This window comes from Shewanella sp. SP1S2-4, from assembly GCF_031932075.1.
GTDB classification, from domain to species: Bacteria; Pseudomonadota; Gammaproteobacteria; order Enterobacterales; family Shewanellaceae; genus Shewanella; species Shewanella baltica.
The window spans coordinates 154341-168116 of record NZ_JAUOET010000005.1; the positions used below are offsets into that span (position 1 = coordinate 154341).

General features: G+C 48.0%; 13 protein-coding genes. 5 read left to right on the forward strand and 8 right to left on the reverse strand.

Annotated features, from left to right (window positions below):
* Nucleotides 1–25: 25 nt before the first annotated feature.
* The 6 genes from Q4Q52_RS07745 to Q4Q52_RS07770 all read right to left on the reverse strand — a co-directional run bounded on the left by Q4Q52_RS07745 (nucleotide 26) and on the right by Q4Q52_RS07770 (nucleotide 6742).
* Nucleotides 26–3175 carry an efflux RND transporter permease subunit gene (locus Q4Q52_RS07745; protein ID WP_311990271.1) on the reverse strand — a complete coding sequence of 1050 codons (3150 nt, stop codon included), beginning with the start codon at nucleotides 3173–3175 and terminating at the stop codon, nucleotides 26–28.
* A gap of 9 nt (nucleotides 3176–3184) precedes the next feature.
* A complete protein-coding gene (locus Q4Q52_RS07750) occupies nucleotides 3185–4726 on the reverse strand; it encodes an efflux RND transporter periplasmic adaptor subunit (RefSeq protein ID WP_311990272.1) in 1542 nt (513 codons plus the stop codon).
* Between the two features lie 21 nt (nucleotides 4727–4747).
* A complete protein-coding gene (locus Q4Q52_RS07755; protein WP_226059658.1) occupies nucleotides 4748–5008 on the reverse strand; it encodes a heavy metal-binding domain-containing protein in 261 nt (86 codons plus the stop codon).
* 267 nt (nucleotides 5009–5275) lie between these two features.
* A complete protein-coding gene (locus Q4Q52_RS07760) occupies nucleotides 5276–5713 on the reverse strand; it encodes a hypothetical protein (protein ID WP_006079621.1) in 438 nt (145 codons plus the stop codon).
* A 109-nt stretch (nucleotides 5714–5822) separates the two neighbouring features.
* Nucleotides 5823–6278: a DUF2057 domain-containing protein gene (locus Q4Q52_RS07765; protein WP_259562678.1), complete on the reverse strand. Its 456-nt coding sequence runs from the start codon at nucleotides 6276–6278 to the stop codon at nucleotides 5823–5825.
* Nucleotides 6279–6379: 101 nt separating this feature from the next.
* Complete coding sequence (locus tag Q4Q52_RS07770) at nucleotides 6380–6742, reverse strand: hypothetical protein (RefSeq protein WP_311990273.1); 363 nt, start codon at nucleotides 6740–6742, stop codon at nucleotides 6380–6382.
* 433 nt (nucleotides 6743–7175) lie between these two features.
* Between Q4Q52_RS07770 and Q4Q52_RS07775 the strand changes: the two genes are divergently transcribed.
* Nucleotides 7176–7739 (forward strand): NapC/NirT family cytochrome c, encoded by a 564-nt coding sequence (locus Q4Q52_RS07775; RefSeq protein ID WP_006079625.1) that lies wholly within the window; start codon nucleotides 7176–7178, stop codon nucleotides 7737–7739.
* Nucleotides 7740–7841: 102 nt separating this feature from the next.
* Here the strand turns inward: Q4Q52_RS07775 and Q4Q52_RS07780 are convergent, their stop codons facing one another.
* Nucleotides 7842–8126 carry a DUF1145 domain-containing protein gene (locus tag Q4Q52_RS07780; RefSeq protein ID WP_311990274.1) on the reverse strand — a complete coding sequence of 95 codons (285 nt, stop codon included), beginning with the start codon at nucleotides 8124–8126 and terminating at the stop codon, nucleotides 7842–7844.
* Nucleotides 8101–8769 carry a 16S rRNA (guanine(966)-N(2))-methyltransferase RsmD gene (gene rsmD, locus Q4Q52_RS07785; protein ID WP_006079628.1) on the reverse strand — a complete coding sequence of 223 codons (669 nt, stop codon included), beginning with the start codon at nucleotides 8767–8769 and terminating at the stop codon, nucleotides 8101–8103. The genes Q4Q52_RS07780 and rsmD overlap by 26 nt, the downstream gene beginning before the upstream one ends.
* A 213-nt stretch (nucleotides 8770–8982) precedes the next feature.
* On the opposite strand from rsmD, the gene ftsY reads away from it, so the two are divergent.
* The 4 genes from ftsY (at nucleotide 8983) to rpoH (ending at nucleotide 13681) form a co-directional block, all read left to right on the forward strand.
* On the forward strand, nucleotides 8983–10920 hold the full coding sequence (gene ftsY / locus Q4Q52_RS07790; protein ID WP_311990275.1) for a signal recognition particle-docking protein FtsY: 1938 nt from the start codon (nucleotides 8983–8985) through the stop codon (nucleotides 10918–10920).
* A 3-nt stretch (nucleotides 10921–10923) separates the two neighbouring features.
* Nucleotides 10924–11637 (forward strand): cell division ATP-binding protein FtsE, encoded by a 714-nt coding sequence (ftsE, locus tag Q4Q52_RS07795; RefSeq protein ID WP_006079632.1) that lies wholly within the window; start codon nucleotides 10924–10926, stop codon nucleotides 11635–11637.
* Entirely contained in the window at nucleotides 11634–12599 is a 966-nt protein-coding gene (ftsX, locus tag Q4Q52_RS07800; protein ID WP_311990276.1) for a permease-like cell division protein FtsX, read from the forward strand. Before ftsE ends, ftsX begins: the two co-directional genes overlap by 4 nt.
* A gap of 224 nt (nucleotides 12600–12823) precedes the next feature.
* Nucleotides 12824–13681: an RNA polymerase sigma factor RpoH gene (gene rpoH, locus Q4Q52_RS07805; protein WP_006079635.1), complete on the forward strand. Its 858-nt coding sequence runs from the start codon at nucleotides 12824–12826 to the stop codon at nucleotides 13679–13681.
* Nucleotides 13682–13776 lie beyond the last annotated feature (95 nt).

Consider the following 13776-nt stretch of genomic DNA (forward strand, 5'->3'; position numbering starts at 1 on the left):
GATTTTTATGGGTGCTCTCTTGCCGTTAACTTACGTGCGCAGCTTCTTTGTTTAATTTACGCGAGTAAATCAGTAGATAGAGTGCAGGCAGGACAAACAGCGACAGTATAGGCGCTGTGACCATACCGCCTACCATAGGTGCGGCGATTTTTTGCATTACATCGTTACCAGAACCTGCGCCCCACATAATGGGCAGTAGGCCGAAGAAGATGGTTGCCACTGTCATCGCTTTGGGGCGAATGCGCATGACAGCGCCTTCAATCAAGGCTTCTTTCAAGTCATTGACGCTGTGGTAATTATCTTTTTCTTGCCTGTGTTTGATGGCGTTATTGAGGTACACCAACATTACCACTCCAAACTCGGCGGCGACACCCGCTAAGGCAATCATACCGACAGCGACGGCCACTGAGATGTTGTAATCCAGCAGATATAACAACCAAGTGCTACCGACCAATGCGAAGGGGAGGCTGAGCATAATAATGCTGGCCTGAATGGTGGAGCCGAAGGTCATCATCAGCAGGATGAAGATGACGGCTAACGCCATAGGGATCACTTGTTTAAGCTTAGCATCGACTCTTTGCATATATTCGTACTGACCCGCAAAGCTATAGCTGTAACGGGGCGGGACGACGAGTTCGGCGTCTAAGGCAGTTTTCGCGCTGGCGATATACTCACCGATAGAGGTGCCCTCAATATCGATAAACACCCAAGAGATTAAGCGGCCATTCTCACTCTTTAACATAGGCGCGCCATCGTTAATTTCGATGTCGGCCAAGTTACGTAGCGGCAGATAATGCCCCGACTTAGTGATCACGGGTAGCTCGCGCAGTTTCTCAATATTGTCGCGCAGCTCACGGGGATAACGCAGATTGATAGGATAACGTTCGGCACCTTGCACCGACTCGCCAATGTCCATACCGCCGATGGCGTAACGCACCACATCTTGAATATCCTGCAACGTCATACCGTAACGTGCGGCTACATCCAGTTTCGGACTGATATCGATATAACGGCCGCCGCCACTGCGTTCGGCGTAGGCCGATTTGGTGTGCGGCACTTTGCTTAAGATAGCTTCAATCTTAGTGCCAATGCTTTGCAACTCGTTGACATCGGCACCAGTGATCTTAATGCCGACAGGGGTTTTGATCCCCGTCGAGAGCATGTCGATACGGGTTTTGATGGGTTGCACCCAAGCATTGGTGAGTCCCGGTACTTTTACGGTTTGCTGCAGCTGGGCAATAATGCCATCTAAGGTCATGCCTTCACGCCATTCGTCATGGGGTTTAAGCATGATAGTGGTTTCAAGCATGGTCAGCGGCGCGGGATCGGTCGCGGTTTCGGCGCGTCCTACTTTGCCAAACACGCGGGCTACTTCGGGCACGGTTTTGATCAAACGGTCGGTTTGCTGCAACACTTCGGCGGCCTTACTGGCACTGATGCCGGGCAATGCCGTTGGCATGTAGAGTAAATCACCTTCTTCGAGGGCGGGCATAAACTCGCTGCCCATGCGGGTCATAGGATACCAAGCGCTGGCCAGCGCGACTAAGGCTAACATCAGGGTGACTTTAGGGAATTTCAGTACCAGTTTTAGTGACGGTTGGTAAATTGCGATCAAGAAACGGCTGATGGGATTGCTACGTTCGCTGGGGATTTTGCCGCGAATAAAGTAACCCATCAAAATCGGCACTAAGGTGATTGATAAAAAGGCCGCCGCTGCCATGGCGAAGGTTTTAGTGTAGGCCAGTGGCGCGAATAATCGACCTTCTTGCGCCTCGAGTGCAAACACAGGTACAAAGCTTAAGGTGATAATAATTAATGAGAAAAATAGCGCAGGGCCGACTTCAATCGAGGCCTCGGCGACGATGCGCCAATGCTCTTTTGTATCGGGTTCGCGCTCATGTTCCGCTTTAAAATGCTCTAAATGTTTGTGCAGGTTTTCGATCATCACAATCGCGCCATCCACCACGGCGCCGATAGCAATGGCGATGCCGCCAAGGCTCATGATATTGGCGTTAACACCCATCTTATTCATCACAATAAAGGCGATTAGGATGGATAGCGGCAGGGTGATCACGGCCACGAGTGTGGAGCGCGCATGCAGTAAAAACAGCAAGCAGACTAAGCCGACCACCAACATTTCTTCGACGACCTTGCTAAACAGGTTGTCGACGGACTTAAGGATCAAGTGGGATCTGTCATAGGTTGGGATAATCTCAACCCCATCGGGCAGGCCAGCTTTGAGTTCTTCGAGTTTTGCTTTCACTGCATCAATTGTCGCTAAGGCGTTTTCGCCGTAACGCATCACCACAATACCGCCAACGACTTCACCTTCACCGTCGAGTTCTGCTATGCCGCGGCGTGAGGCTGGGCCTTTACGCACAGTGGCAACATCTTTGAGGGTTAAACCTGTGCCAGAAGGACTGGTGATACCAAGGGGGATTTCACGAAAATCCTCTAGCGTCTGGCGATAGCCTTTGGCGCGCACCATGTACTCGGCTTCGGCCATCTCGATCACTGAGCCGCCAGCTTCGCTGTTGGCTTTGTCTATGGCTTGTTTAATGGTGGCGATATCGAGCTTATAGATCGCCATTTTGTCGGGCTCAAGCACTATCTGATAGGTTTGCTCCATGCCGCCGACGGTGGCGACTTCAGACACGCCTGCCACGCTTTGCAGCTCTAGCTTGAGATACCAATCCTGCAGACTCTTGAGTTGCGATAAATCTAAATTGCCGGAGCGATCGACTAGCGCATATTCAAACACCCAACCGACGCCAGATGCATCGGGGCCGAGGGAAGGTTGCACATTTTGTGGTAAACGGCTGCTGATCTGACTTAGGTATTCAAGCACCCGTGAGCGAGCCCAGTAAATGTCGGTGCCATCTTCAAAAATCACATACACGTAAGAGTCGCCGAACATGGAATAACCACGCACGGTTTTAGCACCAGGTACGGCTAACATGGCGGTCGACAAGGGATAAGTCACTTGTTCTTCAACCAATTTTGGCGCTTGACCCGGATAAGGGGTTTTAATGATCACTTGCACATCGGATAAATCCGGCAGCGCATCGAGCGGCGTTTTTCGCAGCTCCTGTACGCCCCAAACAGTGATCATGATGGCGATAATCAACACCATAAATCGCTGCCTGATGGACGCCTCGATAATATATTTCAACATAACGCGCTCCTAGTGCTGATGACCGCTGCTTAAACGCATTAAACTGCCCTTGAGGCTAGCCTCGGAGTCGAGTAAGAATTGCCCCGAAATCACCACACGTTCACCTTCATTCAGGCCTGAAATAATCTCGGCCTTGCCTTGGCTCATCATGCCGACGGTTACGGCCTTGGCAGTAAAGCTGTCGTCGCTTTGCTTAACGATTACGCGGTTTTCTTTTCCCGTTTGGATTAAAGCTTCCTGCGGGATCACTAGCACATCTCTACTCGGGCCACCAAATAGTGAGACTTTGGCGAGGGTTTTAGGTCTTAAATCGACGTCGTTATTGTTGAGCACCACTCGTACTCGCAGGCTGCGAGTGACAGGATCAAGTTCAGGGTAGATGTAATCGATTGTGCCTTCGACGCCGCTGATATTCATGGCGGGGACGGCAATTTCGGCCTTCTGACCTTTGGCAATCCAGCTTTGCTCATTCTCAAATACGTCGGCAATCACCCAGACTTTAGACAGATCCACCACAGACATGACTTCGGTTGACGGCTGGATATACATGCCATCGCGAACATCGAGGGCTTTCACTATGCCGTCTTCTTTGGCGTAGAAAGGTACCCGATATTGAGTTTGATGTGATTCCGCTAATTGTTTGATTTGCCTGTCGTTAAAACCGAGGAAAGATAAGCGTAAGCCCGCATTACGCACCAAATCTTTGTAGCGACCTTGGCCGTTTGCTTTAGCTGTGTCTATCGCAAGCAGGTAGTCATCTTGGGCGTTGATTAAATCGGGGGAGTAGATCTCATAGATTAGCTGGTCTTTCTTGACGGTATCACCCACGGATTTGATCATCAGCTTTTCAATCCAGCCGGTAACACGGGCATGGATATGGGTGATCTGGCTTTCGTCATAGTCGATTTGACCGACGGTTTCGACGAATTTCCACAGTGTGTCGCGTTCAACCTTGGCCACCTTTAACGCCAGTGCTTGCTGCATACTGCCGGAAACATTGATGTTGATCTCTTGGGTATTGCCGCCCGTTTCAACTTTTTCTAAGTTCATGCCGCAGATAGGGCAAGTGCCTGGGACATCACTAATAATGTGGGCATGCATAGGGCAAACGTACTTGATTGTTGTCACGTTATTTTGGGTTTTAACTAAACTGTCGGCCTTAAGTGCAGGAGTATCAAATACTTGACTCGAAGCCTTGGCAGCAGAGGTTTGCCCATGCTCAGAGGCCTGATGATCGGCGGCTTGATGCTGTGCATGCTCGGCAGCAGGGCTCTCGGCATCGAGTTTTTCGACCAAAAACATATTGCACTTAGGGCAGCGACCGGGCTCATGGCTGATCACTTCGGGGTGCATAGGGCAAGTGTAGGTTTTCACTTGATTTAACGGATTATGCTTAGGCGCAGTTGCAGAATTTACTGCCGCTTCGGTCGCCGTGGGCTCTTGTGTGTTAGCCAGCTGGGCATGGCTCAACCAAGGCGTACTGATGAGTAAGCTACTCAAGATCAGTACGGCCTTAGGGGCCTGCTTTTTTACTGTATTAAATTGGTTCATATGCCTCATCTCCAGCCTAGCTTAGTGGTGTTCGTGCGCGTTGTGCATCGTACCTTCAGCCGTTTTTACTTCCGTCGCCTTTGGCTCTAAGTCCATGCCACATTTAGGGCAAGTATCGCCTTTATTGCCAGTCACTTCGGGGTGCATAGGGCAAACATAGGTTTGTGCTTGTTGCTGAGGATTTACATTGTCGTGTTGATGTTCGTGCGGCGCAGCCGTGGCAAACACGCTAGTGCTGCTCAGCAAGAATGCGATTAAGGCGAGGTTAGTTAGTGTTTTCATATTATTCACTCCATCGGATTAACGGCCGAATATGAGCGCATAAACGTCTGTGAGCACAGTGGTTCAAAGCGGTTCGCTTCGATAGACGGATTGATGCCACAACTTGGCATTCAGCTCAGTTATTAACGTTTTGCTAGACTCGGGTGCACGATTTAACGATAAGGCACCACAATAAACGGCTAAATTTGGCGTTAGCTTAGGGCTAACCGAATTGTCGTTTTAGCTTGGCTTCTTGAGGGCGATTTGCCCATTAAGCGCAAAGTAGGCCTAGGCTATCGGAGGTTTAAAGGCCGAAGACAAAGAGATCGAGTGGAAATGAGGCATAGGAGTGGCCATTGCAGTATCGCTCATGCTCACACTTGGCCAGAGGTGTGGGCTGAATAGAGTGCCAGCGACTGAAATCGTCAAACAATGACCACAATCATTTGAACATGATGTGGTGCCATCACAGCAATGCTGTTTCGCGCCGGGAAGCATTTTATCGTTGCAGCAATCCGCGTTGGCCATTGAATGTGAGTCAGAAGGGTTCTCTGTGTTCATCTGCATCATGGCAGCATGGTGCATTTGGGGGGAAGCTTCATGATTCATCGCACTCATATCCATAGTGTGTGGCACCATGGCGTGACCATTAGACACAACACTTTGCCCGACGAGTGCGAGTAAAGTGAACATGACTAAAAAGTAACGACCGAGTGTGTGATGCATAAGTATTCCAAATGATGAACGGCTCGAGTCTAGCATAGAGGCATTATGCTGTAATGATTTAACTCACATTTCAGCACATGCCTCAGATTAAATATTTAACTCGTCTAAATTAGAAAGCGGGATTGCTTACTAACATTTTCGCCATCAGCTGGCTGTGGCTTTGCAGTGGATATTCGCCCGCTTTGTCACCATTAATACTGAGTTGAATCGTTGGATATTTAATAAATTGGCGCGCTTCAGCTTCAGTCATTATTTTGGGCTGGGTGATTTGGTAGCTATCACTCGCCTTCACATCCAGCACTAAGTAAAGCGGCGCTGATTTAACCCAGTTACCACTATCATCGGCGCGATAATCAAATATATCCTGATATTTTAGCTCGAGCAGTACTTTCCCTGCGGAGAGTTGGATGGGTTTAAAGGGCGTGGTTGGCACACCATTGATACTGATAACACTGAGCGCATCTGTGCTTTTTAAGCTGGCGGCTGTAACTGTGGTGCTACTTAATAAGGCACCGATAACGAAAGTAAGACCTAGTAAGCTTTTGTTCAATAAAGTGGTTTTCATAATAAACTCCAAAAATTCTCTGTACCTAGTTGCAGTGCGAATATGCAGCGGCGCAAGCTAAGGTGTTTAGTCGGTTTTACGTTGTAAAAAACGAGTGACGTTTACAGTGAATAGGAGTTAGGAGGCGGTGTGGTGAGCCCGAGGTCGGCAGTTTGCATCGCCCAGCCTTGGATGGCAATACGCTTGCTTGCTGGGTTGGCGAAGGCCAGTTCTAGCACTGCAGGCTCAAGGTAAAGTGATGATAGGCAATGGGTTTGACAATGACTTGTCATACTATCTTGGCAGTGTTGCAAGCAATCGGATGCAGAACAATCTGGCATGGTGCAGTTCATTTCTGCATCCATCATCAGCATGGTTTGACTGCTGTGGCCATTGGTATTGGCTGAAGTTGGCATAGCACTCACCATCGCCGATTGGGCGATTAGCGAAAATAGCACTGCTATGGTGATCCAAAATTTAGCCATGATAACTCGGAAAATTGATTGCTACCCTTAGAGACCTTAGCTAACCCGATAAAGTTTCATATCGCGTTCAATTTTTAATTTCTAATGATTTATTTCCTGGCCACTTCTAATAATTAAACAAAACGTCGATTAGATCACATTTCTATTTTCTAGAAATGATTTGATAGTTATTGATTCTCAAAGGGGAAATCCCATCGCGATAATCGCTAACTTGCGATTATGGGGTGATTGCATTAGCTTTAGTTAAAGTGCATTGCAGCTCAGCTAGCGGTTTTTACCAAATGTCGTCCTAATAGTTAGAGCTAAGTCTCATTTTGCGCTTTTAAGGTTAATTTAATCGGCAAATTTCGGCTTAAAATCAAATTTCTAATAAATGAAAGAACATAAACTAGTCTTATAAAAACTAATTTTGACAATTTTTGGAGATAGAGTGATGAACTGGCGTGCACTATTTAAACCTAGCGCAAAATATTCAATCCTGGCGCTACTGGTCGTCGGTATTGTTATCGGTGTTGTGGGCTATTTCGCAACCCAAACAACCTTACATGCAACCAGCCAAGACGCATTCTGTATGAGCTGCCACAGCCAGCATTCATTGAAAGATGAAGTGATGGCGTCTGCCCACGGTAACAACCGTGTGGGTATCGTGGTTCAGTGTCAGCAATGTCACATCGCACAGGAACCATTCCAATACCTGAAGAAAAAGATCATCGTTTCTAAGGACGTTATTGGTTTCTTAACTATCGATGGCTTTAACACGCAAGCATGGTTAGATGAAAACCGTAAAGAACAAGCTGAGTTAGCGCGTGATTACCTACGTGCAATCGATTCTTCAACCTGTCAAAACTGTCACAACCGTATTTATGAAAACCAATCAGAAAATATGAGCAAAATGGCAGTGAGAATGCACAGCAATAACTTCAAGAAAGCCCCTGAAGACAGAAAAACCTGTATCGACTGTCACAAAGGCGTCGCTCACCCTTACCCTAAAGGATAAGGTTTAACGATTAACTTACGTTATCGTTAGTCATTAAAAAGCCCTCTGTTGAGGGCTTTTTGCTGTCCGTGTCTGAGTACCTGATGGTGTCTAAATGTTAGGTTAACTCGCTGGAGTAATCACTTTTTGTCGATAAGCTAACAGGCTAAAAATACCGAAGATAAATACTTGCAGATAATCAAGCTTTGTTAATGGCAGTAAGGTCTTAAATAGCATGTGGAAAATGGCCACTTGGAAGCAGTGCATCATGCAGGTTATGCCAAACAGGATATTCAAAATAATTGCCACATTACCTTCAAATGGCATAACCAAGTTGTAGGCCATCATCAACCAAGCGATGAGGGTAATGGCTTTACCTAGGTTAATCAGCAAGGGCATGGCTTTCATCTTCGATAGGCTCGGCAGTGTTTTCGGCTTGATATTGATATAAGCGGTAACTCACTTGCCCCGCATTCTTTTCTTTCAAGGCGTGCCAGCAAGGTGGAATGGCCAGTTGGGTTAATTCAGATTCGATCTCGACATAAATCAGCGCGCCATCATTGAGCCAAGCTTGAGTATCGAGCAGTTGAATGGTCTTTTCTGCCAATCCTTTGCGAAAGGGCGGATCGATAAACACCACATCGAAACCTTGCTCGCAGCCCCTTTGCAACACCACTAAAGTATCGGCGTTGAGCACTTCGGCCTTGTCGCATTTTAGGGTTTGCAGATTTTCTTTTAATTGCATGGCTGCGCCGCGTTGCAACTCGATAATCTTGGCGAAACTGGCATAGCGAGATAGGGCTTCGAGGGCTAAAGCGCCGCTGCCGCCGAAACAGTCGAGCACTCGCGCATTAACTAAGTCATTGGCAAGCCAGTTAAACAGGGTTTCGCGCACTCTGTCTGTTGTCGGGCGTAAACCTTCGAGATCTTGAATAGGTAAACGACGCGAACGCCATTGGCCCGCGATGATCCGCACTTGACCGCTACCGGGTTTATTTTTGGCTGTTGGACTTTTGGTCACATTATTTTTGACCGTTCGATTCTTAACCAAAGTGCCCCCGTGATTTTGCCTGAAGAAAGAAAGTGGTAGACTATGCCACCTTAATAAAGGCCACTATTTTATATCAAAGTCTCACTAAAAGGTGAGAAGGCTGAGTGAGCTTAGCTAATTGCCGACTTTTTGGGCGTAATTGCCGAGGCAATCTGGTATAACATCAGGGTCTTATTCAAAATTCAACACTGAAGTAGAGCGCTGGAATCACACATGGCAAAGAAAGGTTTTTTCTCCTGGTTTCGTAAAGATAAGTCACAAGATGAGGTCGTCGCTGAAACTCCAGTTGTTACTCCAACACAAGACACTGAAGCAGCAGAGCGTTTAGAACAGGAACGCGCAGAGGCGCAACGTTTAGCTGCTGAGGCAGAGGCTCAAGCGGCCGCAGAAAAGCTGGCAGCAGAACAGTTAGCTGCCGAGCAGGCGCAAGCCGAGCGTATTGTCCAAGAACAAGCCGCAATCGAAGCCCAGCGTTTAGCCGAGCAACAAGCCGAAGCGGCGCGTCTAGCGGCTGCTCAGTTAGAAGCGGAACAACTTGCGAACGTGCAAGCAGAGCGTATTGCTCAAGAACAAGCGCAAATTGAAGCCCAGCGTTTAGCCGAACAACAAGCCGAAGCGGCACGACTGGCGGCAGCGCAACTAGAAGCTGAACAACTTGCTGCAAATAACTTAGCCGCTGAAAAAGCCGCTGCAGAGCAATTAGCCCAAACGCAAGCTAAGGCTGAAGCCGAGCGTATTGCTCAAGAGCAAGCACAAATCGAAGCTCAACGTTTAGCAGAACAACAAGCCGAAGCGGCACGACTGGCGGCAGCTCAGTTAGAAGCTGAACAACTTGCTGCAAATAACTTAGCCGCTGAAAAAGCCGCTGCAGAGCAATTAGCCCAAGCGCAAGCCAAGGCTGAAGCCGAGCGAATTGACCACGAACAAGCACAAATCGAAGCTCAACGTTTAGCCGAGCAACAAGCCGAAGCGGCACGACTGGCGGCAGCTCAGTTAGAAGCTGAACGACTCGCTGCTGAACAAGCTGCAGCCGAGGAAGCTGAAAGTGCTCGTGTTGCCGCCGAACAAGCTGCCGCTGAAGTGTTAGCTGCGGAGCAACTCGCTGCTGAAGCATTAGCACGTGAGCAAGCAGAGGCGTTAGCGCAACAACAAGCCGAAGCTCTGCAACCCGCTGAGCCTGTTGTTGAATTGCAGCCTGAGCCGCAGGCGAGACCCGTTAAGGAAGGGCTATTTGCTCGTTTGAAACGTGGCTTGATGCGTACCAGCGAGAATATTGGCAGTGGTTTTATCGGCCTGTTCCGCGGCAAGAAAATCGATGATGATCTGTTTGAAGAACTCGAAGAACAGTTATTAATCGCCGACGTTGGCGTCGAAACAACCACGCGTTTGATCAAGAATTTGACCGAGCAAGCGTCGCGTAAGCAATTGAAAGATGCTGAAGCTTTATATGACTTGCTTCGGGAAGAAATGCAGAAGACGCTCGATCCTGTTGCAATTCCGTTAGTGCCAGACAATGCAAATGGCCCATTTGTGATCTTAATGGTCGGCGTTAATGGTGTGGGTAAAACCACTACTATCGGCAAATTAGCCAAACAATATCAGAGCCAAGGTAAGTCAGTGATGTTAGCCGCGGGCGATACCTTCCGTGCAGCGGCGGTAGAACAGTTACAGGTTTGGGGTCAACGTAATGATATTACTGTGATTGCCCAACATACGGGTGCCGATAGTGCCTCTGTACTGTTCGATGCTTTGCAAGCGGCTAAAGCCCGTAAAGTGGATGTGTTGATCGCTGACACTGCGGGTCGTCTGCAGAACAAAGCGCACTTGATGGAAGAACTGAAGAAAGTGGTGCGAGTGATGAAAAAGCTCGACCCTGATACGCCACATGAGGTCATGCTGACACTAGATGCGAGCACGGGACAAAATGCGATTAGCCAAGCGCAATTATTCCAAGAAGCCGTAGGTGTAACGGGTATTACCATCAGCAAGTTAGACGGAACGGCTAAGGGCGGCGTGGTGTTTGCGATTGCCGACAAGTTTAATATTCCGATCCGTTACATAGGCGTGGGTGAGCAAATTGATGATTTGCGTACTTTTAATTCGAAAGAATTTATCGATGCCTTGTTCACTCAAGAAAAAGCGGATAGCTAATTTATGATTGATTTTCAGCAGGTCAGTAAGATTTATCCTGGCGGCCAAATGGCGCTGGAAGATGTGAATTTTCATCTACAACAAGGTGAAATGGCATTTTTAACCGGCCACTCGGGTGCGGGTAAAAGTACGCTGTTGAAATTAATCACGGTTATCGAGCGGGCGACGACTGGTCGTGTCGCCATCAATGGCCACGACATCGCCAAAGTCAGCCCTAAGCATGTGCCTTATTTGCGTCGCAATATCGGCATGATTTTTCAAAACCATCACCTATTGATGGACCGAAGCGTGTTCGACAATGTGGCCTTGCCGCTGGTGATTGAAGGTTTCTCCCACGGTGAAATCCGTAAGCGAGTGGCCGGCGCCCTCGACATGGTGGGTTTGTATGGCAAAGAGCGCCATAACCCGATTATGTTGTCCGGCGGTGAACAGCAACGCGTCGGCATTGCCCGTGCAATTGTCAACAAGCCACCCTTACTGCTCGCCGATGAACCAACGGGTAACTTAGATCCTAAATTATCGATGGATATTTTGCGTCTGTTTGAAACCTTCAACGATGCAGGAACCAGCGTGTTAATCGCTACTCATGATTTAGGCTTAATCGCGCGGATGAAATATCGCACTTTCACCCTCAAACAGGGTCGTATGTTGGGCGCACAGGAGTTACATCCTAGCGTGCATACGCGCGCGCCGACGAATAGAGGTGAAGGGCAATGAGCGACAGCGCTAAATTAACCCGCAGTAAGTTACCTCTGTCTGGGCGGATTGTGATGTTCTTTATTCGCCACGTACAGCAAGCTATGGCGAGTATGGGAGAACTCTGGCGCAACCCAGTGTCTTCCGTGATGACGATGGCGGTATTAGGTGTGAGCCTGAGTTTGCCTGCGGCATTGCAAGTGTTAGTTAAAAACGCTGAGACCATTACCAGCTCGTGGAACAGCGCAGCGGAGATATCTTTGTTTATCGAAGACAATCGCAGCGAGCAAACGATTCAGAGCCTCCTGACGCGGATTCGTACTTATTCCGAAGTGGATAAAGTGCAGTACATAGATAAAAACCAAGCCCTAGAAGAGTTTCAACGTCTGTCTGGTTTTGGCGAGGCCTTGGCCTATTTAGATAAAAACCCTCTGCCAGCGGTCATTACCGTCACACCGACACCGCGTTATTCAACGCCAGTGGGCGCCCGTGAACTGTTAACTAAACTAGAGCGCGAGCCTGAGATTAGCTTTGGCCGCTTAGACATCGAATGGCTAGAGCGGTTACAGGCGGTAGTGCGCCTACTCGAACGCACTGTGATGGCGATTGCCGCATTACTCGTGCTGGCTGTGGTCTTAGTGATAGGTAATACGATTCGCTTAGCCATTATGAATCGACGCAGCGAAATAGAAGTGATGAAGCTTGTTGGGGCAACCGAAGCCTTTATTCAGCGTCCATTCCTCTACACTGGGATTTGGTACGGGGTGATTGGCGGCATATTGGCTTGGCTGATCACTAACTTATTAGTGTGGTATCTCGATTCGGCTCTTGCCGAGCTGTTGGGCTTGTATGGCAGTCAACTCGAGATGAAATCGCTCACTTTTACTGAACTGCTGCAATTGGTTGGACTTGCCTCATTTTTAGGCTGGTTAGGTTCGTATTTGTCTGTACGCCAGCATTTACGGTCGATTGAACCTTCATAATAATCAGTCGATTAAACTAAAAAAAGTGATGAAAAAAATGCTGAGGAATGAACTTTTGTTCACTTGCAATGTCTACTTCAGCGAGGTAAAAAGGGTATCCGCAAACGAGCTGAGGTTGACATACTCTGTCAATTAGCCGATAGTTCGTGAGCTTATTCTTAGGGTATTTTGTTATTGAACCTTAGAATGCACTCGTAAGTAGTCTGATAAATGTAGGAGAGCGAATGACCTTTCAAACGCAATCAATGGCACTGACAGTCCCACAGGGCGCCAGTAGTCTAGAAGCTTATATCCATTCAGTGACTAGCATCAGTATGCTGGACGCTGAGGCTGAGTATGAGTTAGCCAAGCGTTTACAGGAAACTGGTGATCTACAAGCTGCGAAGCAACTGATTATGTCGCACTTACGTTTTGTAGTGCACGTTGCTAAAGGCTATTCAGGCTATGGCTTGCCACAGGCAGATCTGATCCAAGAAGGCAACATAGGCTTGATGAAAGCGGTTAAACGCTTCGATCCGGATGTTGGCGTGCGTCTCGTCTCTTTTGCTGTGCACTGGATTAAAGCTGAAATTCATGAATATGTGCTGAAAAACTGGCGCATTGTTAAAGTCGCGACCACTAAAGCGCAACGTAAGTTGTTCTTTAACATCCGTAAAGCGAAAAAACGCTTAGGTTGGTTCAGCGATGCAGAAGTCACTATGGTGGCTGAAAATTTAGGTGTATCTAAGGCCGATGTGACCGAAATGGAATCACGTATGGCTGCGCAAGATCCGGCATTTGATTTAACCAATGATCAAGATGAGGAGCATGATTTTGCCCCAGTCCATTACTTGGAAGATCATTCATCGGATTTAGCGGAAAACATTGAAAACGACAACTGGGAATCGAATGCCCAAGGTCGGTTATTATCGGCCATCAAAACCTTAGACGAACGCAGCCAGCATATTCTGCGCGCCCGTTGGTTAGATGACGATAAAACCACACTGCAAGAACTTGCAGAGACTTATCAAGTGTCGGCTGAACGTATTCGCCAACTTGAGAAAAATGCCATGAACAAGCTGAAAGCTTGCATGGAAGCCTAAGTCGCATCACATGTAAAGTGACTGTGATTTAGCCATAAAAAAACCTGCTACGGCAGGTTTTTTTATGGCTAAATTTGGCTTGATGACCTTGATGA

Excerpts from the sequence above, each read along its gene's own strand:
- Q4Q52_RS07745 (WP_311990271.1), bottom strand. The coding sequence starts at position 3,175 with ATGTTGAAATATATTATCGAGGCGTCCATCAGGCAGCGATTTATGGTG.
- Q4Q52_RS07750 (WP_311990272.1), bottom strand. The coding sequence starts at position 4,726 with ATGAACCAATTTAATACAGTAAAAAAGCAGGCCCCTAAGGCCGTACTG.
- Q4Q52_RS07755 (WP_226059658.1), bottom strand. The coding sequence starts at position 5,008 with ATGAAAACACTAACTAACCTCGCCTTAATCGCATTCTTGCTGAGCAGC.
- Q4Q52_RS07760 (WP_006079621.1), bottom strand. The coding sequence starts at position 5,713 with ATGCATCACACACTCGGTCGTTACTTTTTAGTCATGTTCACTTTACTC.
- Q4Q52_RS07765 (WP_259562678.1), bottom strand. The coding sequence starts at position 6,278 with ATGAAAACCACTTTATTGAACAAAAGCTTACTAGGTCTTACTTTCGTT.
- Q4Q52_RS07770 (WP_311990273.1), bottom strand. The coding sequence starts at position 6,742 with ATGGCTAAATTTTGGATCACCATAGCAGTGCTATTTTCGCTAATCGCC.
- Q4Q52_RS07775 (WP_006079625.1), top strand. The coding sequence starts at position 7,176 with ATGAACTGGCGTGCACTATTTAAACCTAGCGCAAAATATTCAATCCTG.
- Q4Q52_RS07780 (WP_311990274.1), bottom strand. The coding sequence starts at position 8,126 with ATGAAAGCCATGCCCTTGCTGATTAACCTAGGTAAAGCCATTACCCTC.
- ftsY (WP_311990275.1), top strand. The coding sequence starts at position 8,983 with ATGGCAAAGAAAGGTTTTTTCTCCTGGTTTCGTAAAGATAAGTCACAA.
- ftsE (WP_006079632.1), top strand. The coding sequence starts at position 10,924 with ATGATTGATTTTCAGCAGGTCAGTAAGATTTATCCTGGCGGCCAAATG.
- ftsX (WP_311990276.1), top strand. The coding sequence starts at position 11,634 with ATGAGCGACAGCGCTAAATTAACCCGCAGTAAGTTACCTCTGTCTGGG.
- rpoH (WP_006079635.1), top strand. The coding sequence starts at position 12,824 with ATGACCTTTCAAACGCAATCAATGGCACTGACAGTCCCACAGGGCGCC.